A 24753-nucleotide genomic window follows, 5' to 3' on the forward strand; every position below is an offset into this window, starting at 1 on the left:
CGGATGAGGACTATTTGCCCTCATGCGCCGCCATTGTAACGAGTGAAGTAACAATAGCAAGCGCATTCACATGAGGGATGTTGACTAGGCTTGTAATACCTATTGAGAAGACAAGATCGATTGTTCGCGAAGGACTTCGGCCAACTGATGCACGGCTAGCGCGTAGTAACTCGAGTGATTGTAGCGAGTAATCGTATAAAAATTCTGTAACCCTGCAATGTACTCTCCGTCAGGATTATCGGCAAAGTAAAAGATACGAGCCTTAGTATCGGCTGCTAATGCGGCATCAGGACGGTAACCCAATGCTTCAACCTCGGCCATGGTCCGATCCAAACGTAACGGAGAACGCGGGAATTCCTCTGCACCTTCGGGGGCTGCTAGATTCACCAAAACGGGCTCACCAGCTTTCCAGCCGTGGCGCTTGAAATAATTGGCAACGCTCGCGATAGCATCTTGTTCACTCTCCCAGAGATCGGCAACTCCGTCACCGGTATCATCCTTTGAATAAGCTCGGTAGCTTGACGGAATAAACTGCCCTAGACCCATCGCACCTGCATAGGATCCCTTCAAAGATAACGGGTCAAGACCGGTTTCTTCAATCATCAGCACAAACTCGGTGAGCTCCTTTTTAAAGAAACTACTTCGACGTGGGTAGCTAAAACCGAGTGTTGAAAGTGCATCAATAACTCGATAATTACCCATAATTCTTCCGTAGCGAGTCTCTACGCCAATGATCGCCACAATGTACTCAGCGGAAACACCCGTCTCCGCTTCAATACGCTTTAATGTCTCTAGGTTACGCTCGATGAACTCAATACCGCCATCGATGCGTGCCTGTTCGATAAAGATATTGCGATATTCTTCCCATGTGAGCACGCGCTCGGCTGGACGCGAGATCGCATCAATAATCGATTGTTTATAACTTGCCTCTGCCATCAAACTGCGCAGGTACTCCGCATCGATTCCATGTTCGGAACTTACTTCAGCAATCCACGCTTCAACTAACTCGCCGTCACGCTCATATGCCACAAGGCTTGAGCTAGCCAACAGGGAAGCCGTTACTAAACCACGTAAAATTTTTCTCATATCTAACTCCAAGCGTTTTGCTCAGTACCAAAGTCGTTTCTTTTCGGTACTGATACTCATTAATAATCCAAATCCTGCCATCAAGGTGACAATCGAAGTACCACCTTGACTCACCAGTGGGAGCGGAACTCCAACAACCGGTAATAAGCCCGATACCATACCCATATTTACAAATACATAAACAAAGAATGTCAGCGTAACTGCGGCGGCAACCATCCTACCGAAGGTCTCCTGGGCGTTAAGGCCAATCCACAAACCACGAGCGATAATCAACAAATAAAGTGTCAACAAAGCTAACACACCTGTGAGTCCCCACTCTTCAGCAAATACCGCAATAATGAAATCAGTATGGCTCTCAGGTAGAAAATCTAATTGACTCTGCGTCCCAGACAAATAGCCTTTTCCGTCAATACCTCCAGAACCAATAGCAATTTTAGATTGAATAATATTCCAGCCCGCCCCGTAGCGATCTACCTCCGGATCAAACAGCGTTAAAATACGAGTTTTCTGATAGTCCTTGAGGAGAAAGATCCAAAATACGGGTCCTGCTGCGATGAGTGAGCCGAGACAGACGAAAACAAGTTTCCATGATATCCCCGCAACCAATATGACGATTAGGCCACTGGCAGCAATCAGGATTGAGGTACCTAAATCGGGCTGAGTAGCAATGAGTAGCACCGGGACGAATATAATAGCCGAGGCTACCGCGAGGTCCTTAAATGATGGCGGAAGCTGACGATTCTGAAGCCAAGTTCCAAGCGCTATAGGAAGCGCTAGCTTCATAATTTCACTCGGCTGGAATTGAGGTAGGCCAGGAAGATCCAACCAACGTTGAGCACCTTTCGCACCCACGCCAATAAACTCCACAAGAATGAGAAGAAATACCCCGAATATCCAAGCCGGCAGCGCCAGACGCATTAAGGTTTCTTGCTTGAACTGAGCGACGATAAACATTGCACCATAGGCAATCGCAAAGAAAGTTAGCTGCCGCTTTACCGTCGCCATACTTTGATCCGACGCACTATACAAAACGGCGACGCCGAGCGAAGTGAGCATCAATAGTAGCAGCAAAAGCGGTAAATCAATATGTAATCTGCCCAGCCAGGAGCTTGCCGATTCAAAGGAATTTTTCGACTGACGGCTAAAATCGCGCATCTATTGAAACTCCTGTTTTAGTTGACCGCGGTCATCGAGTAGCCAACTATCCATTACTTGTTTCGCTACAGGTCCCGCCACAGTAGACCCGCCTTCGCCATTTTCGATAATCACCGCCACCGCTATCTGCGGTTTTTCGTATGGCGCGAAGGCCACGAATAAAGCGTGATCACGGAGACGTTCGTTCAATTCGTCGGAATCATATTCAGCATCCTGTGCAATACCCACCACTTGAGCAGTTCCTGATTTTCCGGCTAACTCGTAGGTGCTGTTGCGAGATAATCCACGAGCGGTTCCACGCAGCGAGTGAACAACATCGTGCATGGCAATATGAATATCATCCCAGTCTTCGTCAGCCACCTTAATCTCATTAACTATCTCAGGTTCAATCACTCTACTCTCTGCACCGAGAATTGTCTTAACAAGATGCGGGCGATAACGCTTGCCTTTGCTTGCAACGGTTGCAGTCGCATGAGCAAGCTGCAGCGGTGTCGCTAAAAAGAAACCCTGACCAATTCCTACATTAATAGTGTCCCCGGGGTACCACGCGCGACCGCGGTAGTCCCGCTTCCACTGTCTAGATGGCAGGATGCCTCGCCGCTCCTGTGGTAAATCAATACCCGTTAATTCTCCAAAACCGAATCCCTCAAGGAAACTGGAGTAACGATCGATACCCATTTCGTAGGCCAACAGGTAGTAGTAGGTGTCACAGGACTGCGCCATAGCATCGAAGAAATTGACTTTCCCGTGGCCCTCTGGTTTCCAATCCCGGTAACGATGATCGTCGTTTGGCAACGTAAAATAGCCATGATCATCAATTTCTTGGCTTGGGTTAACTAAGTTATAGTGTAAACCCGCCAAACCAATCTGTGGCTTAACGGTTGAACCCGGTGGGTATCGTGCTTGAATAGCACGATTGAACATGGGGGAGTCGAGATCTTCTACCAAAAGTCGGTAATTTTCGTGACTAATCCCCGTCACAAAGAGATTGGGGTCAAACGCTGGGGTTGAGACTAACGCCAATACCTCACCATTGTTAACATCGATAGCGACGACTGAACCACGTCGACCGTCGAGTGCATCAAACGCCGCCTGCTGGACCGCTAAATCAAGTGTTAAAATAAGTTCATTACCCACCGAGGGTGGTCTCGCCTCAAGGGTTCGCAAGGCACGACCGCGAGCATTGACCTCAACCTCCTGCTGCCCAGGATAACCCATCAACTCGTCTTCCCAATTTTTCTCAATACCCGTTTTGCCAATTCCCAAGGTTCCGGCATAGCGCTCAGCATTTAATTGCGCTAACTCTCGCTCATTGATACGACCAACGTAGCCTAACGAGTGGGCGAATAAGCCGCGAAATGGGTAATCTCGAACCGAATGTGCAGCCACTTCAACGCCCTCTAAATGATGACGTTGAACCGCGACGCGAGCAATTTCTGTTTCCGATAGCTCAAAACGCAGAATAACGGGTGAAAAGGGCCGACGCCGTTCGCCAACGCGACGAAAAAAGCGCCGACGTTGACCCTCGCTAATCGTGACCCATTGGCTTAATGTGTCGATAGTGGCGTCAATATCATTAACGCGCTCAGGTACTATAGATAAGGTATACGACGGCCTACTTCTAGCAATAAGTTCGCCATCTCGGGCTCGGATTAGTCCTCGCGAAGGAGGGATGGGTTCGGTAAGGATTCGGTTTTCATTGGCCTGGGTGCGAAACTGGTCGTACATTTCCACCTGAAGGAAAGCGTATCTAGCTACAAGTATACCGGTGAGCAACAAAACAAATAAACCTGCCACCCAAATACGACGACGAAAGATTTTCAGTTCCAGCTCAATATTCTTTATTTGGTTTTGAGCCATTGCACCGCGGCCTAGATATTACTATTTATGATAGGGATGATTGTGCAATATAGTGTGCGCTCTGTATAGCTGTTCCGCAAGTACTATTCGAACTAGCGGGTGCGGTAATGTGAGGTGTGACATACTCCAACGCTGGTTTGCTCTAGCCAACACTGACGGCGCATAGCCATCAGGTCCGCCAATTAAGATACAGACATTATTGCCCGACATGCGCCACGAGTCTAAATGGGTTGCGAGCTGTTCGGTGCTCCAAATTTTCCCCGCCACATCTAAGGCTACTACCCAGTCACCTTTAGGTATCGTAGCGAGTATTGCGTCCGCTTCACTCTGTTTGGCACGTTGAATATCAGGGTTCTTTGCGCGGGCACCTACCGGAATCTCTATGAACCTGAGGTTATAGTCTCGTGGTAGTCTCTTTATATACTCGCCGCAGCCTGCTTCAACCCAAGCAGGCATCTTAGTGCCAACAGCGATGATGGTCACTTTCATAGCGAGGCTTACTCGACTTGAGCCTCAGGGGTATCACCCCAAAGTTTTTCTAGTGCATAGAACTCACGGATAGCTGGCAGCATCGTGTGGACAACAATATCGCCTAGATCCACAAGCACCCACTCTGACGCCTCACGACCTTCAACACCAATGGGCTGAATTCCACGTTGCTTTACTTCGTCCACAACGTTAGCCGCCAGCGCGTTAACCTGACGGTTAGAGTTACCGGTAGCGATGATGATGGTATCGAATACGTCTGTCTTGTCGCTGACATCCAGAACAGTAATATCAACAGCTTTGATATCTTCTAGCGCGTCTACGACGACTTTGATCATTGGATCGGTCATATGGTTACTCAGTTTGGTAGAGATGCTGTTGCTTAATATACTGCAACACCGACTCTGGTAATAATAGATTGGGACTCGCCCCTTGCACCAATTTTGCTCGAATATCTGACGACGAGCAGTTCATTGGTCTCTGACTCAAGTGTAAAACACCACCACTGGGGCGATCTCTCAGCTGAGACGGCGCCGACAATACCTTAGATGCCGACCACTTTTCAACTATCGAATTGAGCGGCGCCATCATATCGCATCTCTGGGCAACAATAACATGCGCGAAATCCGTTAGTTCTTCCCAACGATGCCACGTATTAATACTTTGAAACGCGTCACTGCCGACACAGAATGCCAGACTTACATCTGGGCCCAGTTCGTCACGCAGAGAAGCTAAGGTGTCGATGGTATAGGATGGCGCATTCCGACGTGCCTCTCGATCATCAACGCGCCAACCTTCCCGCCCAGCGATGGCTAGCTCGACCATCTTCAATCGATGTGCAAAAGTCACGGAAGGTACCGCCCGATGTGGCGGAATGCTTGCAGGTACTAGCAATAGACTATCCGTACCACACAGTACAGATATTTCCTCCGCCGCTTGCAGGTGGCCTTGGTGAATGGGGTTGAAAGTACCGCCATAGACGGCAATCAACTTGCTAAGCTCGGGTGTGTCCATCGCCCAATACAATCCATTTTTGCGAGGTTAAGCCCTCTAGGCCAACGGGGCCTCGAGCATGAAATTTATCTGTCGAGATACCTATCTCGGCACCTAAACCGTACTCAAAACCATCGGCAAAGCGTGTCGAGGCATTCACCATGATACTAGAGGAATCGACTTCGGTCATAAACCTACGCGCTCGAGAATAGTCTTGGGTAATGATGCTTTCAGTATGTGCCGAACTATAGGTTTCGATGTGTGTCATCGCAGCCGCCAGTGACTCCACTACCCTAATGCTTAAAATCGGTGCCAGGTATTCCGTCGCCCAATCTACCGATGAAGCAGGTGTTGCCTTAGACAGAATAGCTAATGCCTGCTCGCAGCCTCGAAGCTCTACCTCAAACGAGGCTATTTGTGTTTCAAAACGCGGGAGAAATTGTGTAGCTATCTCTTGATGCACCAATAATGTCTCAGTCGTGTTACAGGTACCAAAGCGCTGCGTTTTCGCATTGATGCTTACCGATAAGGCTTTGTCCAGATCTGCAAATTTATCCACATAGGTATGGCAGATACCATCTAAGTGTTTAATTACCAGCACGCTTGCCTCGGCGGTAATACGTTCAATTAAGGTCTTACCGCCGCGAGGGATGATAACGTCAATATGATCAGGCATCGTAATCATGGCGCCTACGGCGGCTCGGTCAGTAGTGGTTACTAGCTGGATAATGGCCGGGTCTACGTCGGCTGCAGCTAACCCGTCAGTGATACACTGGGCGATACAGCGATTGCTGTGAATCGCCTCACTACCGCCTCTAAGAACCGTTGCGTTACCGGACTTCAAACACAAACTCGCGGCCTCTAAGGTCACGTTAGGTCTGGACTCGTAAATAATGCCCACCACACCTAGAGGAACGCGCATTTTTCCTACTTGAATACCGCTAGGGCGATAGCTTAAATCTGTTATTTCACCCACTGGATCAGCCAAATCCGCAACCTGGCGCAGCCCTTCCAGCATACCATCTATCCTTTCGGGGGTAAGAATTAGCCGGTCCAACATGGCATCAGATAAGCCGCGCTCCCTTCCCGCCTGCACATCTTCGCTGTTTGCGGCAACTAACACAGCTCGGCGAGCTTGAATAATCTCAGCAATGCTATGGAGAGCTTTGTTTTTTTCATCGGTGGAGAGCGCTCGGGCTTGCCTAGAGGCGTGTCTCGCCTGTTTGCCAAGCTGCAATATATAATCACTGACATCCATCTCTGCACTCATCCTCTCACCTCTCTTTTAAGTGGCTGTCCAGTAATAAAGGCCGCTAGGTCTTCACCTATTTGGTCTACTAACGTCTGACGGGCATTACGCGAGCCCCAGGCAACGTGCGGAGTGATAACGACATTTGGGTGTGAAGTATTAATTAAAGGGTGATTTTTTGCCGGTGGCTCAACCGCAAGTACATCGAAACCAATACCGCCAAGATGACCACTATTCAGCATCTCTACCAAAGCCGTCTCACAGACAATACCCCCGCGGGCGCAGTTAATTAGCAATGCATCTGACTTCATCATTTTGAGTTCAGCTAAGCCAATCAATCCTCGGGTATCGTTAGTTAACGGGCAATGTAGGCTAACCACATCAGCCTGTTGGAGTAACTGATTCAACGAAACTCGATCCGGCGCTGTCACCGCCCCTTCACGGACACTTTGTGCCACGATAACCCGCATGCCCAGAAGTCTAGCCTGGCGAGCCAGCTCCTGCCCAAGAACACCGTAACCAATAATGCCCAATGTCTTTTCTGTGAGTTCACTAATGGGGTATGCTAACGAGCAGAAATGATCACTATCAGCCCAACGATCGTCGGCAACTTCGTGTGCGTACGACAGTAAATTACCGGATAGCGCGAAGATGAGACTTAATGCATGCTGAACCACTGACTGAGTGCCGTAATTAACCGCGTTAATAACCGTTACTCCAGCAGCTTTCGTAGCAGAAAAATCGATATTATTCGTTCCCGTTGCGGTCACCGCAATGAGTCTAAGTTGAGTAGCTAATACTAATTCTGCCGGCCCAATAACCACTTTATTCAAAATGGCTACGTCGGCATTCGCTAGCCTAGCGGCCACGTCTTTCGGAGCAGTATTGTCAAACTGAATTAGCTCAGCTCCCGCGGGGCACCAAGATGATAGATCTAGGTCGCTCGGGTGCATTGACTCCGCATCAAGAATCACGATTCGCATGGTGCTACTCTCATTAACGAAAAGTCCAAGGATACAAGTTTCAAGTTAATTATCACAGCAACCTTTATCTATACTCCGGCAAACAGTTGGTTATAGGAATTTGAACCCGCTTCCCAGCGAGCAGCGCTGTGGCGAATCTAAGCGTAACGACTGCTGAAGGTAGAGCTTAGATGCTGAACAACTATGCGAGAGCTGAGCCAAGAAATCACAGGATAAACCACTACTCTGCTTGCCTATTACCAGCTATCGAGTTGCGTCCTCTAGATCCGTGAGAATCTTAATGGCCTCAGCCGAACTATTGCCGCAGTTTTCTCGCGTTGCTTCAAATTGGGCGCACAGTTCCGGTCTATCAGGCGTCTCAAAGAGTACACACAGATTATCGTCGGTGAGATTAACACATCGAACATTCGCGGGTTTGCCATGTGGCATCCCAGGGATCGCCGTGTTGATTGAGGGTGCGATGCAACAGGCTCCACACCCCAATCGACATTCCACTAGCCTTGTTTCCCAGCTGGTAATAGCTGTGACAGCGGCAATAGCAGTAGTAGTCGTGGCAGTAGAATTAGCGCTCCGGTAAGTGCCAAGACCATGGCTGAGGCCGTTAGCAAACCGAATACCACTGAAGGAGTGAATTTAGAAAGCGCTAAGACAGCGAAGCCGAGTACGACTGTCCAGGACGTATAACTCATGGCTGAGCCAATAGTGTGGTGAGCCCTCGTTAGTGCAGCGCGCTTATCATGATCAATTGCTAGCTCATGCTGATAGCGAATCACATAGTGAATACAATCATCTACACCAATCCCCACCACAATGGCGGCAATGGTGATCGTCATGAAATCTAATGGCAAGCCGGCTACGCCCATGAAGCCAACAATGCACACTGCCGCTAATAAATTAGGAATGATTGCAACCAGTGCCAACCCTAAACGCCTAAACAGCAACCAGAACATGAGGAAAATCCCCACAAAAACAGCTCCAAGGGTTTCGATTTGCGAGCTAAACAGACTCTGCACCATATTGTTATAAAGCACCAGCATGCCTGTCGCTTCTACGCGCCCAGCTAAGCCAGCCTTCTGATTAGCGAACGCGACAATATCTTCCACATAAGCCTGTCTAGAAAGCCCCGGTGTTGAATCCACTACCCGCACTTCAATGCGAGCCTCATCGGTGGCCTCGTGCCAATACGGGCGAACCACTTGAGCGGCGATATCCTCGGGCATGACCGTTTGTAAAAAGGCTAGGGTAAAATCGTCAAGCGGCCCCTTATTGAGCCCTTCGGCGACATCAATAGTCGTAACCAGGCTCATTACCTTGCCAGACGCCTCAAGACCATCGATGTATTCATGAAGTTTTCTCAGCTCGTTGACTCCGGACGTCGAGAACCACCAGGAGGCCGTCGTCGCATCGCCACCGAATTCATCATCAAAACCGCCACCGAATTCATCATCAAAACCGCCACCGAATTCATCATCAGAACCGCCACCGAATTCATCATCAAAACCGCCACCGAATTCATCATCGAAACCGCCACCGAATTCATCATCGAAACCACCCGCGAATCCTTTTTCGGAGCTTGAAGCTGTTTCAGCTTGCGGATCGCTACCAAAACCGTCGTCAAAACCATCGAAGCTCTCAGCCGAACCCAGGTTTTCACTTTCACTCAGGTCGGGAGCGCTTACTACTATTTCTAGCGGCGTGGTGCCACCGAGTTCACGATCGATGAGCGCCATACCCTGATAGATTTCAGTATCTTTAGCAAAGTAGTCAATAAATCGATTCTCTACTTTCACTTGAGTGACACCGTAGGAAGCGCCTACTAACAACAGCAGCGACACCGCAAAAATTTGTTTACCACGATTTAGTGATAGCTGCCCCCAGGAAGCTAAAACCTTCGATGTTAGGGAAGTTCTCTCGGCCTCTGCCGTAGGTCTCGTCAAAGCAACTAATAATGGAAATAGTGCGAAAGTGAGTATCAACGAGAGCGTAATCCCCATTGCCATGATCTGACCAAAGTCGATAACGGGGCGAATGCCGCTCACAACCAACGATAAGAACGCAACTAAAGTGGTAAGAACCGAGTAGAAACACGGTTTCCACATACTCTGTAATGATGACCAAAGTACGTCATTTAAGGGCGCATCAGAAAGCGCACGAAGCTCGCGAAAACGAACTGACAGGTGGATACCGATGGCCAGCGAAATAATTAGAAGTAGCGAAGCGAAGTTCGAAGAAATGACCGAGAGCCGCCAATCGATAGTTGCCAACCATCCCGACATCAAAATGACTACACTCGCACTCATGGTCAACGGTATGGCTACCCAGCGCCAGTTGCGGAAAAACAAGGCAAGCGCAGCAATCATTAAGGCCAAACTGGCTAAGCCAAACACCTGAATATCTCGACGAATAAAATCGAGCATATCTGAAGCAATCATTGGTACGCCACCAATAAAGATATCAGCATTGCGCTCGTATTTCGCCACCACGCTTCGCAGCTGAGCTAAGCGTTCTTTGGTAATATCCTGCTGTTGCGAGCGATAGGCCAGAAGTTGTGCCTGCGCAATTTCGAGCGCGCCATCAGCGTTAGCTGATTCCGGCTCTCCAAGTAACTCATTACGTTGATCCACCAGCGCGTAGTAATCGGTATCAACGGGTAGCGAAATGAGTAGCGCGGTCGTCGCGTTGTCTTCGCTAAGCAAAGTATCTCGGTAGACGGGACTCTCATGGAATTCAGCCCGCGCCATCTCAATATCTACCTCGGCGTTAAGCAGTGTTCGCGCATCCGAACTCAAACTTTCCAAACCTACTGGTGGGCTTTGAAGTAAAGGCACATTAAGCACTGACATGACCGATTCAACCCCATCGATCTGCGCTAAGTCTTCCTGCAGCGCCTCTAAGGTATTCAAGGAGGCGTTTGATAACGCATCGCCGTCATGCGCTCTGAATGCTAAAACAAAGAAGTCACCGGAGCGATATCGAGTTGATACCGATCGATATAGCGCTAAGCCGGGATCAGTTTCTAATGTTAGTGAATCAGAAGATGCATCAAGTCGAGCATTGGGAATTTGCCAAATCGCAGCACCTAACAGTCCGACAAATAAGCTGATGATTAGAAGCCGCAAGGACATCCATCGAGTGAAGAACTTGGGCGCAGTATGAACCGCGAAAGCGTCATCGATCATACTGCTATTTTCCCCACTTTGGCTGCAAAGATTGATCAACCTTCAACTGGTCGAGAATTCGAGCTACAACGAAATCAATTAAATCATTAATGGATGCAGGCTTATTGTAGAACCCTGGACTGGCAGGCAAAACAATTGCGCCAACTTCACTTAACTGCAGCATATTTCGCAGATGTATCGTGGAAAGTGGTGTCTCGCGAGGAACTAATATAAGCGGCTTACGCTCCTTGATCATCACATCTGCAGCCCGCTCAATTAGATTATTGGAAGCCCCGACGGACACTGCCGAAAGGGTACCTCCAGAAGCGGGGCAAATCACCATCCCATCGGGCGCATTCGACCCTGATGCCGGTGCGGAAAACCAATCTGTTTTCGTCAAGAGTTCAAAGCTACCAGGTAGATTAACATGGTCAGCAGCAAAGACTTTGGCACGGCCGTCATGATCTTCTGGTAGTTGGGTATCCGTTTCTGTATTAATCACTACACAGGCGGCATCCGAAACCATTAGGTAGACGTGACAGCCAGCCGCTGTGAGTGCCTCCAGTAGGCGTAAGCCATATTGAGCGCCACTGCCTCCCGTTAGGGCTAAAGATATTCTTTTCGTCACGCTTCACTCCTTGAGGTGGGCGATAATTGCTTTATGCAGACCGCCAAAGCCGCCGTTACTCATCACTACAATATGTTGATAATTGGCAATTTCGGCCAATATTTTTGCTTTTAGAACGGGAAACTCGGTTACTACTGTTTGTCCGTTTGATTGGATCACCGAAGCAAGCCCCGCTTGACCATCCTCATCAAACCATAAAACGGCATCGGCCGCTGTTGCGGATGACCCTAGTAGTGGGTTATGCACTCCCGACTTCATCGTGTTCGAACGCGGCTCAATCACCGCTAAAATCCTTTCCTCACCCACCTTTTCACGCAACCCGTTTAGCGTTGTTTCAATGGCGGTTGGATGATGGGCAAAGTCGTCATAAACTTTGAGGTCAGGCGTGTTCCAAAGGCATTCCATGCGCCGCTTAACTCCAGCAAACTGACTCAACGCTTCACAGGCGATGGCGGGAGCCACGCCAACGTGACGCGCCGCCGCGATTGCGGCCAAGCCGTTGCTAACGGAATGATTGCCCGTTGAGTCCCACTGCACTTCACCCACCTTCTCATCGTGAAGGAATACGGAAAAGTGAGATCCGTCAGCATTGATAAGCTTGCTAGCCCAGCCATCATTACTCTCTAGCTGCGCCTGCTCTGACCAGCATCCTTGGTCTATTACCTCAGCAATAGCTTTACTCTTCGCAGGGTAAATCACTTGACCCGAACGAGGTACTAAGCGAATCACATGGTGAAACTGCCGCTGGATCGCTGCTAAATCTGCGAAGATATCGGCATGGTCGAATTCCAAATTATTAATGATGAGTGTTCTGGGCTGGTAATGGACGAATTTACTGCGTTTGTCGAAGAAGGCCGAATCATATTCATCGGCTTCGACGACGAAAAATGGTGACTCGCCGAGTCGTGCCGAGCGCTCGAAGCCTAAAGGAACTCCGCCAATTAGGAAGCCGGGAGACATTTCGGCGAATTCAAGAATGCTGGCAACCATGGTGGCGGTAGTGGTCTTACCATGCGTCCCGGAGACCGCTATGACCCAACGTTCCGGTAATACGTGCTCATGCAAAAATTGCGGCCCTGAGGTATAGCGCAAACCACGTTCTAGAATCTCTTCTACTAAAGGGTTACCTCGGCTCATAGCGTTGCCAATGACGAATATATCCGGCTGGAGCGCTATCTGAGATACATCGTACCCCTGAATAAGCTCAATACCGGCATCCTCAAGTTGAGTGCTCATCGGCGGATAGACATTTTGGTCACAGCCACTCACTCGATAACCGAGTTCCTTGGCCAAAATCGCCAAGCTGCCCATGAACGTGCCGCAAATCCCCAAAATGTGTATGTGCATTGCTGTTCCTACGATTTGATCAAGATAAAAACCATTGCTGAATTGACAATGAGGCCATCTCGCTAAGTGACATCGCTTAGAATACCCTGTTATTTGCCCCATGCAAACGGTGAGAAAAGTCGTTAGAATAGCAACCCTCCACACTTTTAACAGGAACATTGTCGACATGACAATCAAAAACGCATTCTATGCTCAGTCAGGTGGCGTCACAGCCGTCATCAATGCCACGGCCTGTGGTGTCATTCAAGCCGCTCGTCAACATCCCGATAAAATCGGAACCGTGTACGCTGGTCGAAATGGCATTCTCGGCGCTTTACGCGAAGAATTGATCGACACCAATCAGTATTCTGATGAAGAGATTGCAGCACTGCGTCATACTCCAGCGGGCGCTTTCGGGTCATGTCGATTCAAGTTACGGAGCATTGAAGAAAGTCGTGCAGAGTATGAGCGTCTGATTGAAGTCTTCAAAGCACACAATATCGGCTACTTCTTCTACAACGGCGGTAATGACTCACAAGATACTGCCCACAAAGTCTCGCAGATCTCGGAAACCATGGGTTACCCTATCCAATGTATCGGAATTCCAAAGACAGTAGATAATGATCTCCCCATTACCGACTTCTGCCCGGGTTTTGGCTCTGTAGCAAAGTATGTCGCTGTTTCCATCAAAGAGGCATCGCTTGATATCGCTTCAATGTGCGAGTCATCCACCAAAGTCTTCATCATGGAAGTGATGGGTCGTCATGCCGGTTGGATTGCTGCGGCCGGAGCGCTAGCTCAGCAGGAAGAAGGCGATGCTCCGCACATTATTCTGTTCCCAGAGGTTGCCTTCGATAGAGAGAAGTTCCTCGCCAAGGTTAAGCTCTGTGTGGAAACCTACGGCTATTGCTCCATTGTGGCCTCCGAGGGTACGCATACCGGTGACGGTAGTTTCCTAGCTGCGTCTGAAGCTTCGGTTGATGCCTTCGGTCACGCCCAGCTCGGTGGCGTAGCACCCGTCTTAGCTAACTTGATCAAGGGCGAACTGGGATACAAGTATCACTGGGCTCTCGCCGATTACCTGCAACGCTCGGCTCGTCACATCGCGTCAAAGACTGATGTAGACCTGGCCTTCCAAGCAGGGCAAAAGGCCATAGAGTACGCTCTTGAGGGACTTAATTCGGTCATGCCGGCTATTCAGCGTATGGAAAACGGCGAATGGAGTTTTATTCCAGCACCCTTAAAGGACATCGCGAATGTTGAACGCTTCATGCCGAAATCCTTCATCTCTGAAGATGGCTTTGGTATTACTCAAGCGGGACGTGATTACCTCTTACCGTTAATCCAAGGGGAAGACTATCCTCCGTACGAAAATGGCCAACCGGTGTATGTGAAGCTGGCTCACAATTTGACGCCAAAGAAACTCGCTATCTTCGATATTTAGGCCTCACCCCAGCGGGTGATGTCTTCTGGCGTCGCCCCTTCATTACACTCACCAAAAATAAAGGCATCACGGGGATGATCTAAGCGATCGATGACGAAGTAGCCATCCCTACAGTAACGTGTATCTTTGAGTTCTTTCTCAAGCAAATTATCGAATTCACTAGCAAAACGCGCAGCGTCATATCGTCCGTTTGCACTACGAATTACCTCTTTATCCATATCTTTATGCACTTCAAACCGAAATCGTTTACTGCCATCCGCTGCAATTTGATGCGATATCGACGGCGTGAAATCTGTAATTCCTACCGTGCCCATCTCGCACCCTATGACACCCACTAATATCGCAAAACAAGTAAACCATCTCACTATTTCGAGCTCCTGAGTTCTGCACAGACTGAATGCCTCGGACAACTGAGTAAGTGATCATTCACTAAACCCATCGCCTGCATGTGTGCGTAAATTATTGTCGGCCCAACGAAGTTAAAGCCGCGTTTTTTCAAATCCTTTGATATTTGCTGTGACAATGGTGTTTCAGCTGGGACAGCTGACAGTGCTTCAAAGCGATTCTGAATCGGCTCGCCATCAACGAAGTTCCAGAAGTACTGAGACAATGACAGTCCCTGCGAGCGCATCTCCAAGTATGCTCGGGCATTACGCTGAGCGCTCTCGACTTTGAGTCTGTTGCGAATGATACGAGCATCCTGAAGTAAACTATGCTTCTTTTCTTCACTCCAAGCTACTATTTTTTTGGCATCAAAATTATCATAAACCAGCCGGTAGTTGTCTCTCCGTTTTAATACGGTAATCCAGCTAAGACCTGCCTGAACACCTTCTAGTAGAAGGAATTCAAAGATCCGCCGTTCATCAAATAGCGGGACGCCCCATTCCGAATCATGGTAATCGCGGTAAACCGGATCGCTAAGACACCATCCACAGGGTTCCTGTTCTTTACTCATCATCCGCTAAAATCTCCCAGAGAAAATTAAATATCAGCGCTTCCTTCGCTACAATATCAGCGCCACTAACAGCTATTGAATGCCCGCCCACAGCACGCTCATCGTAAAAAATAGGTTGTCCCAGCGTGAACAAACGTTGGGCAAATTTTCTGGAATGAGCGATATCAACGCGATCATCATTTCTCGCTGCCAACAACAATATCGGTGGGTAAACCTCGTCATCTTTTATATTATGCACCGGGGAGTACTCAAGTAGCCACGCGCTTTCGGTGGGGTTCTCAGGATTACCATACTCAACCAACCAACTCGGGCCTGAAAGCGTCCGATGATAGTTCATCATATCCGTTAACGGGGCCTCCAAGACCACGGCACCAACAACATGAGGAGCGCGAATGACGGCCGCAGCGGCTACTAGACCACCATTCGACGCGCCTCGATAAGCGAGTTGTTGGGGCGAACTCAATCCCCTGTCGGCAAGAGATGTCGCCACCGAGATAAGATCATCAATCGTTTGATTCTTGTACCTACGCTGCCCAGCATGGTGCCACCATCGACCATACTCCCCTCCACCTCTGACACCCGCATACACCAGCCTTCCGCCCCGCTCTAGCCAAAGCTTCGATGTTATAGCGTGATTAACCGGTGAGATAGAAACACCAAAACCGCCATAAACATCAATGAGTGTGGGGAGCTTGTTTCCGATGTTAGCAGTTGGCGTTACTATCAAGAGGGGAATAAGCACGCCATCAGAACTGGTAGCATAGCTGAGTTCGGCCTTAAAATTCTCAACATCCAAGGTGTAGTTAGGCGGGTCAATTTGTCGCTGAGCTGCAGAAGATATTAGCCAGCGGCTAGTCCCTGTTAGCAGAGTTTCTTTACGCACGACTAGGCCACCATCGACGACCGTTTCCACCACCCAATGTTCAAGCTGAGCTGCCGCGATAACTTCAGGTTCATTAACAAGCTCACCGCTAGCAACTAATAATTGTGCGTTAAACTCCGCACTCGTTAGCAGGTAAAGAGCGTTATCTGTAGCGACCACTTGTTGGAGTTTCTCTCTTTGTGATAGGCGATAAACAACGGTTGCAGCGTTAAAATTTTCTGCCTGTTCCCGCCACCAAATAAGGTCATCGCTCCGAGGCTGTTTCGATGATTCTGTCTGAACTAGCCAACCATCTCGATAGCGACCTACTAACCGTGACCCATGAGGTAGGTTCAAGGGATGGAACTCACCATCACGCCAATGAAAGTAGCGCCTAGCGAAAAAGTCGACCCATTCTACGAGGACAAGTTCGCCTTCAATCCAGGTCACCGTTCCGCCCATTGAGTCACTAGCGAAATTGACCAAAACGGATCGTGAGCCCGCCCGATCAATCTTTTCTAGCCGCATCGGATAGCCCGCTGAACTGGTGAAATCCGGTGATCCCGAATCCATTATCAACAGCGTATCGTCGTCGAACCAGGTAACCTGATTGCGCCCAGGTGCCAACTCGAAACCGTTCGAGAACCAATCCTGCTGAGCTAAACTATAACTTGCGTAGTAGACGGCATCAGTTCCATTTTCGGTGACGCCCAAAATACAGGGGCCTGTTTCGTAATCACGACAGTTCAGGCTAGCAAATCGCCAATCACGATGGTGACGATTGTTTAAGGCGGCCATATCAACCACCGTTCGCCACCTAACTTCGCCACTGAGATAATCTGCTCGATCGGCGCAGCGATACCTCCCCTGACTAAAGATCACGCTAAAATCGAGGAGGCACACCGCATTTTGTTGCCATACAAGACGAGGGAACTCAGCGTTAGTATTCAATCCATCAATTGCATTAGACTCTAAGCTGTCAAACCTATCCCACCACCAACCGTCGCCAAACTGATCATGGGTGAGTTCACTCAGTTCTGTAATCCAAGTGGTATCGCTAGGAATTGGCTGCGTCTCAGTTACCAATGAATCGGCGAACACCTCAGAGCTTTGACTTGCAGCCACCACGGCGATAGCACTCAACTGACAATACATCGCCAATCGAATGAGGTAAGCACGAACAAATGTCATCATGCTCATAAGACTAAACAGTAAATCGCGATCTCACCAGTTACAATCTGATAACAACCGCAAAACTCGGCGACGAATACCCTGTCATACCAACAATTTTCAAAACCACCAACAGGCTTCAACTGTAATAAACACCGCTTTTTGCGCCGATAACATTGTATAAATACTGTTCGAACGCGTATAATTCGGCCTTTCATTTTTTTGAAGTGACTTAAAGAGAGACGGCCATGAGCTATACCAAAATTCCAGCAGGTAAAGATTTACCGAACGATGTCTACGCGATTATTGAAATCCCAGCTAACCACGCGCCAATCAAGTACGAAATTGACAAAGATTTTGATGCATTGATGGTTGACCGTTTTATGACCGCTCCAATGTTCTATCCAGCGAACTACGGTTATATTAATGACACGCTTTCTGAAGATGGCGATCCAGTAGATGTATTGGTAATAACCCCTTACCCAGTTGCTCCAGGCGCAGTAATTCGTTGCCGCCCAATTGGTGTCTTACTCATGTCTGATGAGGCTGGTAAAGATGCAAAATTGGTTGCCGTTCCTCACGAGAAGCTCTCTAAGGAATATGCTGACATCACTGAGGCATCACAACTTCCTAGCTTGCTTACACAGCAGATCGAGCACTTCTTCCGTCGCTATAAAGACTTAGAAGATGGCAAATGGGTTGAAATCGACGGTTGGGCTGATGCCGATACTGCGCGCGCTGAAATCCTAAAAGCTGCCGCAGCATACAAAGGGTAATTTATTACCTGAAACGTTAGCGGTTAGTTAACTAAAAAGACGAGCTCTTCAATGGCTCGTCTTTTTTTTTGATTCATTTAAATAGGCGTTAAATTGTCGCCTACTTCACCTCAGCATCATCAGAGGTGTCTTCATCTCCCTTACTCTCACCTTCGTCAAGCGGTGCTAAGCTAAGATTACTGAAGTCAAAGGAAGTCGATTGTGGGGGTGGCTGATGCAAATCTTCATCTGCTGTTGATTGAGCACCCTCTTGATTTGCGTGATCAACAAGTTCAAAATCAAGACCCGCTGACGAGCCTACTTCGAGCATTGAATCTTGAACTACTTCTACCGATTCCGATGATTCCGACGATTCCGACGATTCCGACGATTCTGATGATTCCGATGATTCCCATGATTCCCATGATTCCGATGATTCCGATGATTTAGCTTGCTGTGAATTACTCGTCGAGACCGGTGATTTCAAAACTAAATCCTCATCCATACCCAGCGACAAATTAGCGAGCGCGTCGATATCAACCTTAGATTTCTCAACGGGGGTTACGTCCTGATCTGAATTGACGTCGACAGCCGATTCCTCGAAGCTAAAGTCGAGGGAGATGTCATCAGATTCTGATTGATTTAATACCTCGTTCTCGCGCGACACTGAGCCTGCTACCAATGTAGACGGGCTCTGCGCTACCGTCGACTCACTCATAGGCTCAGGAGCTGTTATAGATTCGGCTTGATCGTTCGAATTTTGATCATCGCGGAAGCGCTGTGTGTTATCGGCGGCCGATCCTTTTTCAACCTTTCCCGCCTCAGGTAGGAGACTCAACCAATTAAGTTTAGCGAAATTCAAAGCTCTAAGCGGCGACGTGCTATCAACAATTTCTACAATCAAGCCCAGAGATTCAAAACGCGGAACGAGCTGGGTCAACGATTCCTTTTGGCCCACTTTTAGCACGCAGGGTACACCCGAAAATAATTGTTCTAGATGGAGTGGTTTCAATACCGGAAATGCTTCAGCTATAAGCGTTCGGACAGCCTGTAGATTACTATTCGCCGCAATATCGCCGCGGCTACAGATAAATACTTTACTCAAAATCAACCCCTCCTCCGAATGCGCTCTACCATATAATGACTTATGACTGGGTGCAATAAGCCTACCATCAATACTTGCGATCACACCATGCACTGGTTATCGTTGCTAACAGACCAATCGCGAGATAAATATGAGCACTGCCAACATTGATGAGCTAACGCCCAACACCAAGCATGCGTTTATGTTACTGCGCCAACGTGCTGCGCGTGAGGGAATTGACCTGCACATTGCGTCCGGATTTCGCTCGGTAGAACGACAAGTCCAAATATGGCAACGTAAGAATTCGCCTGCCTACACCTTCAATATTAATGGTGCACAAAAGAAGGCAGGTGAACTCACGGATCAGGAGTGGCTAGATTGCGTCATGAAATGGTCGGCCATTCCAGGGCTCTCTAGACATCACTGGGGAACCGACATTGATGTTTTTGACGCCGCTGCCGTACCGGAAGGCTATCAGCTTCAATTAACACCCGAAGAGTATCAACCCGGTGGACCGTTCGAAAAACTCGGCGCATGGTTAGCGATTCATATTGATGAGCTCCGCGCCGAAGGTTTCTTTCGGCCCTATCGAGAATTTCGCGGCGGCGTGCAGCCAGAAGCCTGGCACCTCTCCTATAAAGCGGATGCCGATAACGCCTTGCAAACCCTATTATCTCGACAGCCTTCCCAACTCGTTCCCCTTGACGACATTCGTGGTGGAAAACTAATCGCGTCGCAGTTAGAAACGATAGTTCACCGCTATGTCATTAATGTGGACCAGTGAATGCAGAATATTGACTTAGTTATCTTTGATTGTGATGGCGTTCTAGTAGATACCGAGCGTGTTGCGAATAATGTATTGCACCAACATCTCTCGCGCTACGAATGGCCTTTAGACTTGAAAGATACCGAGCGATTTTTTCGCGGCAGAAGCCTTTCCGAACGCCTTAGAGAAGCCATTAATCAATATAGATTAGACCTTCCTACTCACTTTCTGGAAACGATGCAGCGGGAAACCTTCGAGCAGTTCCGTACAACCAACTTGAGTTTCCCTGGCTGCGACAAAGTTGTGCGACGACTTCAGAGTTCTCCCACTAAAATGTGCATTGCCTCATCGGGCAGTCATGAAAAAATGAGTTTGACCTTGGGCCAAACGCATTTACTCAACTACTTTCCAGTCCGTTTTTCATCACATGATGTCGCTCGTTCTAAACCAGCTCCTGATTTATTTCTAAAGGCTAGCGATTATTTTAACACTCATCCAAAACAGTGTTTAGTGATCGAGGATTCCGAGGCTGGCCTTGTGGCTGCCGATGCAGCGGGGATGAATAGTATCGGGCTTCATACTCAACTTACTCAGGCAGAACAACACCGGTTTCCCAACACGCTGTTCTTTAGCGACCATACGGAATTATTAGCATGGATGGAAAGACATTGAATTAGTTGTCGAAATACAAACATCTACTAGCAAGCCCCCAACTTTATGTTAAAGTCTTAACAGGAATTAATATTAGGTAAATAAACTGTCGATCAAATTTGATCAGCAACATGAACTCATGAAAAAGCTATCCGTTAAAGCCCACCAAGCATTCATTCTGACTAGCGTATTGTTTGGTCTAATCACCATGCTGTCTGCCGCTTTTTTGATCAACGATTATCTAGGCCTTAAACGGATCCAGCAAAGTTTAATTGAAGAGCGGATAGCCGTGATGCAGCTTGCTGCACAGCGCTACTTCGAAAATCCCGAAAGCTTTCAGTCTAACGAACTTCAGCAGATACTCCTAAGCCAAGCTGGTAAAGGCTGCACAACGCTTTTTGATGGTTCGAAAAATATCATCGTCAAGGCTTCTGCAGAGGGTTACACTCCCGCCAGCACTGATATCCAACAGTTAGTGGACATTAACTATCAGGGTGAGAAAATAGGTGAACTGCGCTATATTTTCACTCCTATTGATGAACAGGACTGGCTCAATCGCGCCATTGCCATCGTGCTGGGAATGATACTTATCGCTGGTTTAGCGTCTCCATTGCTGATAAAGCTGCTCGATAATTTAACGTTAAAGCCAATTCGTCATTTATCAGACCGCGCTGAAAAGATTGCCTTAAATAGTACTTTCAACTACCGCTTTGACACCACCCGTCAGGATGAATTTGGGCGCCTTGCAAGCAGCGTTAACATCATGCTGGAAGCCATTGAGGGGCGAGAGGCTCAACTCAAGAACTACGGCAGCTACTTGGAAGAACTTGTACAAGAAAAATCTACTCAATTGCAGGTTCAAGCCAGCGAAGACTCAATGACACTCTGTCCGAACCGAGTTTCACTTATGAATTCGGGAACTCAATTAATCGAAGACGCGCTATTTGATGGCCAGATAACCGGGCTCATCGTCATTGACCTACTCCGTATCAAGACATACAACCAGTCATATGGACATCAGCTCGGTGACATGCTGATTCGCGAGACCGCCACGCGCCTAAAAGCGCATTTCGATAAGGTTTATCGTATCGGCGGTGACGAGTTTGCCATTGTCATCCAACATCCACGATTGAGTTCGATTGGTGAGTTAGCACAAAAAGTGCTTACCATCGTCGGCGAGCCAATCCCCTATCGAGATGAACAGGTTAGTCTTTTGGTTGCTGCCGGCTTAAGTCTCGCGCCAGATCACGGTAGCGATGTCGCAAGCCTTCTTCGCGCCGCAAATAACGCAATGCAGGTTTCGAAGACTCTTGTCGGATCGAATCTCACCGAGTACAACCCTGAGACGATGGATAACTTAAGTCGTAACTTTGAACTTGAACATGACTTACGTGATGCCATTGCTAGCAACCAGTTGTTCCTGGTTTACCAGCCAAAGCAGCAGCTTAAAACGCGTGTCATTGATTCTGTCGAAGCGCTTGCACGCTGGCACCATCCGCGGCTAGGGCCCATTTCACCCTTGGAATTTGTTGGTATCGCAGAAGATACGGGCCAAGCTAGAACGCTAGGTAATTCGGTACTTAGACAAGCTATCAAGCAACTAGACGCGTGGCGTCAGGATGGGATTGAACTGAGTATCGCCGTAAATATCTCACCAGCGCAAATTATGCATCCTGATTTCGTCCATGATATTCAGGCAGCGCTCAATTTAGCTCCGATTGACCCAAGCCTGCTAGAACTAGAGATTACGGAAAGCATAATGATCGGTAATCACCACCACATCGCTGAGTCGGTTGCAGAGGTTCGAAGTCTAGGCGTTCGTGTGGCGATCGATGACTTTGGTACCGGATATTCATCACTTTCCTACGTGCGAAAATTTAAGCTCGACACGTTAAAACTCGATCAGTCATTTATCTCGGACCTCGAGCACAGCTCTGAAAGCACTGGAATTGTTGATGCCATTTTGATGTTAGCGCATACATTAAAACTTACGGTTGTTGCGGAAGGTGTTGAAACGCCGGGTCAAATGCTCATTCTTTCGACGTTAGGATGTGATTATATTCAGGGCAACCTCTTATCTGAGCCTGTTAGCTCTGACCAGATTGAGCGAATAGCCACTCGGGTCAATACTGACGCGCTGTTAACTCAAAAATGAGAATAGACGTCCGCTTCAAATTATTAATTCTCATACTAATCACCGCGAGCTCACTCGCTAGCGCGGATAACGCCTACCCAGCTTTAACGAGTGACGAAGCGAATACGATCGAAGTCTATGAAGCGACCAGAGATTCAGTGGTATTCGTAACGAATCGCACCCTGCGTCGCGACCTCTTTAGTCGCCGTGTATACCAAGCTACGGCGGGTTCGGGGACCGGCTTCGTATGGGATGAGAATGGTCATATTGTTACCAACTTCCATGTCATCGATGGCGCGAATCAAATAGTTATTAGCTATCAGGGCCACGACTACCCTGCTCAACTCATCGGTATCGCTCCTGAACGCGATTTAGCGGTACTAAAGATAAATATTACTGAAAATATTCTTAAACCTATCACTAGGGGTGATTCTAAAAGATTACGAGTAGGCCAGAAAGTCATTGCCATCGGCAACCCCTTCGGCTTAGACACCACGCTAACCACTGGTGTAATAAGTGCTCTGAATCGAATTATTGAGTCCCCAAGTAACCGTACTATTCGCGATGTCATTCAAACCGACGCTGCAATTAACCCCGGTAACTCGGGTGGCCCGCTACTTAATTCAGCTGGACTGTTGATTGGCGTAAATACCGCAATCTTCAGTCCTTCGGGTGCGAGCGCGGGAATTAGCTTTTCAATTCCTGTCAATATCGTTAACGCCACGATCCCCGAATTAATTCAGTATGGTCGGGTACAGAGACCTGTACTCGGTATTGAATTAGCGCCACCACAGCTGCTAAGAAGACTAAATATTGATGGCATCGCTATTGCCCGAGTGACACCTAATTTAAGTGCCGACATCGCAGGAATTCGAGGGCTGAGCAGAGATCCCAATGGCCGACTGCAACTTGGCGATGTGTTAGTAGCTATTAATGGCGAATTAATGCGCTCATCGGATGATCTATTAGGGGCCTTAGAACAACATAAATATGGCGATATCCTATCGCTAAGCCTTATCCGCGACGAGCAGCGCTATGAGCTAGAAGTTGAACTCATAGCACCCGAATAATAGCCGCTACTGTTTCTTTGGCTTGACCATCTTAGTCATCAAGGTAGGAAAACTGTTGGGCAATAGTCGACGAAGATGGTAGCCCAACCATGGCATACCCGATGCTACTAGCACTTCATTCTTTTGCGTTTCCATGGCTCGAATGATCTTTCGCACGGCGGTAGAAACTGGCATGCCGTTCTCGATATCAGGGTCATGCATCTTCGCCGCCTCGTTCTTTTCATTCAGCGCGCTCGCTGCGATTGGAGTTTGAACGTATCCTGGGCAAATAACCGTCACTTTAATGTTGTAGGGAAACAGCTCAAAGCGAAGCGAATCCGAGAATCCGACAACCGCATGTTTAGCGCCGGAATAGGACGTTCGCATTGGCGCACCTAACTTGCCCGCAACCGATGAAATATTGACATAATACCCTGATTCTCGCTGGATAAAGTGCGGCATCACCGCTTTACTCAAGGCAACAAGAGACAGGTAATCTAGCCGGATAAGCGCTTCATCAACTTCGATAGGAGTATCAACCACACCACCTCGCTGACTTACACCGGCGTTATTCACCAGAATATCGATGTGCCCATGCAAGGCAATGGCTCGCTCGGCCCATTCAGCTGCCTGGTGGTAATCATTGAGGTCGCAGCTTAGAAGCTGATGTTGTTCACTATTAACACAGAGTTGACGAGTTTCCTCGAGTTGTTCCTCTCGGCGAGCGGTAAGGATGAGTTTGGCCCCACGAAGTGATAGCTGAATAGCCAATTCACGACCAATTCCCGAGCTTGCACCGGTAATCCATATGACTTTTGAGCGAAGATCCATTAGTTACTCCTTTTTTTATATTTTATGGAAACACTATACTGTATTTGCTGTTAAAATAGGCTGATAAATTTCGCTCTAATTAAGTTTGAGCGTCTCAAACTCGGCACTGAATTAGCCGATTACTAGGG

General features: G+C 48.3%; 23 protein-coding genes. 6 read left to right on the top strand and 17 right to left on the bottom strand.

Annotation, left to right across the window (positions count from 1 at the left end):
* Positions 1–99 precede the first annotated feature (99 nt).
* The 12 genes from mltB to mpl all read right to left on the bottom strand — a co-directional run bounded on the left by mltB (position 100) and on the right by mpl (position 12945).
* The gene (gene mltB, locus Q0698_RS06785; RefSeq protein WP_298635031.1) at positions 100–1086 is read right to left on the bottom strand and encodes a lytic murein transglycosylase B; all 987 of its coding nucleotides are present in this window, start codon (positions 1084–1086) and stop codon (positions 100–102) included.
* Positions 1087–1107: 21 nt separating this feature from the next.
* Complete coding sequence (rodA, locus tag Q0698_RS06790; RefSeq protein ID WP_298635033.1) at positions 1108–2241, bottom strand: rod shape-determining protein RodA; 1134 nt, start codon at positions 2239–2241, stop codon at positions 1108–1110.
* Entirely contained in the window at positions 2242–4101 is a 1860-nt protein-coding gene (gene mrdA, locus Q0698_RS06795) for a penicillin-binding protein 2 (protein WP_298635035.1), read from the bottom strand.
* A gap of 21 nt (positions 4102–4122) precedes the next feature.
* Positions 4123–4590, bottom strand: coding sequence for a 23S rRNA (pseudouridine(1915)-N(3))-methyltransferase RlmH (gene rlmH, locus Q0698_RS06800; RefSeq protein ID WP_298635036.1), 468 nt, complete (start codon positions 4588–4590; stop codon positions 4123–4125).
* 8 nt (positions 4591–4598) lie between these two features.
* A complete protein-coding gene (rsfS, locus tag Q0698_RS06805; protein WP_298635038.1) occupies positions 4599–4937 on the bottom strand; it encodes a ribosome silencing factor in 339 nt (112 codons plus the stop codon).
* A 4-nt stretch (positions 4938–4941) separates the two neighbouring features.
* Positions 4942–5601, bottom strand: a complete 660-nt coding sequence (gene nadD, locus Q0698_RS06810; protein ID WP_298635040.1) for a nicotinate-nucleotide adenylyltransferase — start codon at positions 5599–5601, stop codon at positions 4942–4944.
* Entirely contained in the window at positions 5582–6838 is a 1257-nt protein-coding gene (locus Q0698_RS06815; RefSeq protein ID WP_298635156.1) for a glutamate-5-semialdehyde dehydrogenase, read from the bottom strand. The genes nadD and Q0698_RS06815 overlap by 20 nt, the downstream gene beginning before the upstream one ends.
* 8 nt (positions 6839–6846) lie before the next feature.
* Complete coding sequence (locus tag Q0698_RS06820) at positions 6847–7812, bottom strand: D-2-hydroxyacid dehydrogenase (protein WP_298635043.1); 966 nt, start codon at positions 7810–7812, stop codon at positions 6847–6849.
* 243 nt (positions 7813–8055) lie between these two features.
* Positions 8056–8307: a YkgJ family cysteine cluster protein gene (locus Q0698_RS13335; RefSeq protein ID WP_366140297.1), complete on the bottom strand. Its 252-nt coding sequence runs from the start codon at positions 8305–8307 to the stop codon at positions 8056–8058.
* Entirely contained in the window at positions 8307–10991 is a 2685-nt protein-coding gene (locus Q0698_RS06825; RefSeq protein ID WP_298635045.1) for an MMPL family transporter, read from the bottom strand. The genes Q0698_RS13335 and Q0698_RS06825 overlap by 1 nt, the downstream gene beginning before the upstream one ends.
* A gap of 4 nt (positions 10992–10995) precedes the next feature.
* Positions 10996–11598 carry a flavin prenyltransferase UbiX gene (locus tag Q0698_RS06830; protein WP_298635047.1) on the bottom strand — a complete coding sequence of 201 codons (603 nt, stop codon included), beginning with the start codon at positions 11596–11598 and terminating at the stop codon, positions 10996–10998.
* A gap of 3 nt (positions 11599–11601) precedes the next feature.
* Entirely contained in the window at positions 11602–12945 is a 1344-nt protein-coding gene (mpl, locus tag Q0698_RS06835; protein ID WP_298635050.1) for a UDP-N-acetylmuramate:L-alanyl-gamma-D-glutamyl-meso-diaminopimelate ligase, read from the bottom strand.
* A gap of 166 nt (positions 12946–13111) precedes the next feature.
* Between mpl and Q0698_RS06840 the strand changes: the two genes are divergently transcribed.
* Complete coding sequence (locus tag Q0698_RS06840) at positions 13112–14368, top strand: 6-phosphofructokinase (RefSeq protein ID WP_298635051.1); 1257 nt, start codon at positions 13112–13114, stop codon at positions 14366–14368.
* Here Q0698_RS06840 and Q0698_RS06845 read toward each other — a convergent pair.
* The 3 genes from Q0698_RS06845 to Q0698_RS06855 are packed head-to-tail and all read right to left on the bottom strand — an operon-like array spanning position 14365 to position 17379.
* Positions 14365–14733 (bottom strand): hypothetical protein, encoded by a 369-nt coding sequence (locus Q0698_RS06845; protein WP_298635053.1) that lies wholly within the window; start codon positions 14731–14733, stop codon positions 14365–14367. The two genes, Q0698_RS06840 and Q0698_RS06845, sit on opposite strands and share 4 nt — an antisense overlap.
* Positions 14733–15326, bottom strand: coding sequence for a DNA-3-methyladenine glycosylase I (locus tag Q0698_RS06850; protein ID WP_298635055.1), 594 nt, complete (start codon positions 15324–15326; stop codon positions 14733–14735). The genes Q0698_RS06845 and Q0698_RS06850 overlap by 1 nt, the downstream gene beginning before the upstream one ends.
* Positions 15316–17379: a prolyl oligopeptidase family serine peptidase gene (locus tag Q0698_RS06855; RefSeq protein ID WP_298635057.1), complete on the bottom strand. Its 2064-nt coding sequence runs from the start codon at positions 17377–17379 to the stop codon at positions 15316–15318. The genes Q0698_RS06850 and Q0698_RS06855 overlap by 11 nt, the downstream gene beginning before the upstream one ends.
* A 224-nt stretch (positions 17380–17603) precedes the next feature.
* On the opposite strand from Q0698_RS06855, the gene ppa reads away from it, so the two are divergent.
* Entirely contained in the window at positions 17604–18131 is a 528-nt protein-coding gene (ppa, locus tag Q0698_RS06860; RefSeq protein WP_298635059.1) for an inorganic diphosphatase, read from the top strand.
* 100 nt (positions 18132–18231) lie between these two features.
* Here ppa and Q0698_RS06865 read toward each other — a convergent pair whose 3' ends face one another.
* Positions 18232–19215, bottom strand: coding sequence for a hypothetical protein (locus Q0698_RS06865; RefSeq protein WP_298635061.1), 984 nt, complete (start codon positions 19213–19215; stop codon positions 18232–18234).
* A 130-nt stretch (positions 19216–19345) separates the two neighbouring features.
* On the opposite strand from Q0698_RS06865, the gene Q0698_RS06870 reads away from it, so the two are divergent.
* The 4 genes from Q0698_RS06870 to Q0698_RS06885 all read left to right on the top strand — a co-directional run bounded on the left by Q0698_RS06870 (position 19346) and on the right by Q0698_RS06885 (position 23815).
* Positions 19346–19978 (top strand): M15 family metallopeptidase, encoded by a 633-nt coding sequence (locus tag Q0698_RS06870; protein ID WP_298635065.1) that lies wholly within the window; start codon positions 19346–19348, stop codon positions 19976–19978.
* Positions 19979–20632 carry an HAD family phosphatase gene (locus tag Q0698_RS06875; RefSeq protein WP_298635067.1) on the top strand — a complete coding sequence of 218 codons (654 nt, stop codon included), beginning with the start codon at positions 19979–19981 and terminating at the stop codon, positions 20630–20632.
* Positions 20633–20750: 118 nt separating this feature from the next.
* Positions 20751–22766, top strand: coding sequence for a bifunctional diguanylate cyclase/phosphodiesterase (locus tag Q0698_RS06880; protein ID WP_298635069.1), 2016 nt, complete (start codon positions 20751–20753; stop codon positions 22764–22766).
* Positions 22763–23815, top strand: a complete 1053-nt coding sequence (locus Q0698_RS06885; protein ID WP_298635071.1) for a trypsin-like peptidase domain-containing protein — start codon at positions 22763–22765, stop codon at positions 23813–23815. Before Q0698_RS06880 ends, Q0698_RS06885 begins: the two co-directional genes overlap by 4 nt.
* Before the next feature lie 6 nt (positions 23816–23821).
* Here Q0698_RS06885 and Q0698_RS06890 read toward each other — a convergent pair whose 3' ends face one another.
* Positions 23822–24625, bottom strand: coding sequence for an SDR family oxidoreductase (locus Q0698_RS06890; protein ID WP_298635073.1), 804 nt, complete (start codon positions 24623–24625; stop codon positions 23822–23824).
* Between the last annotated feature and the right edge of the window lie 128 nt (positions 24626–24753).

The organism is uncultured Umboniibacter sp. (genome assembly GCF_947497555.1).
Lineage (GTDB): Bacteria > Pseudomonadota > Gammaproteobacteria > Pseudomonadales > DSM-25080 > Umboniibacter.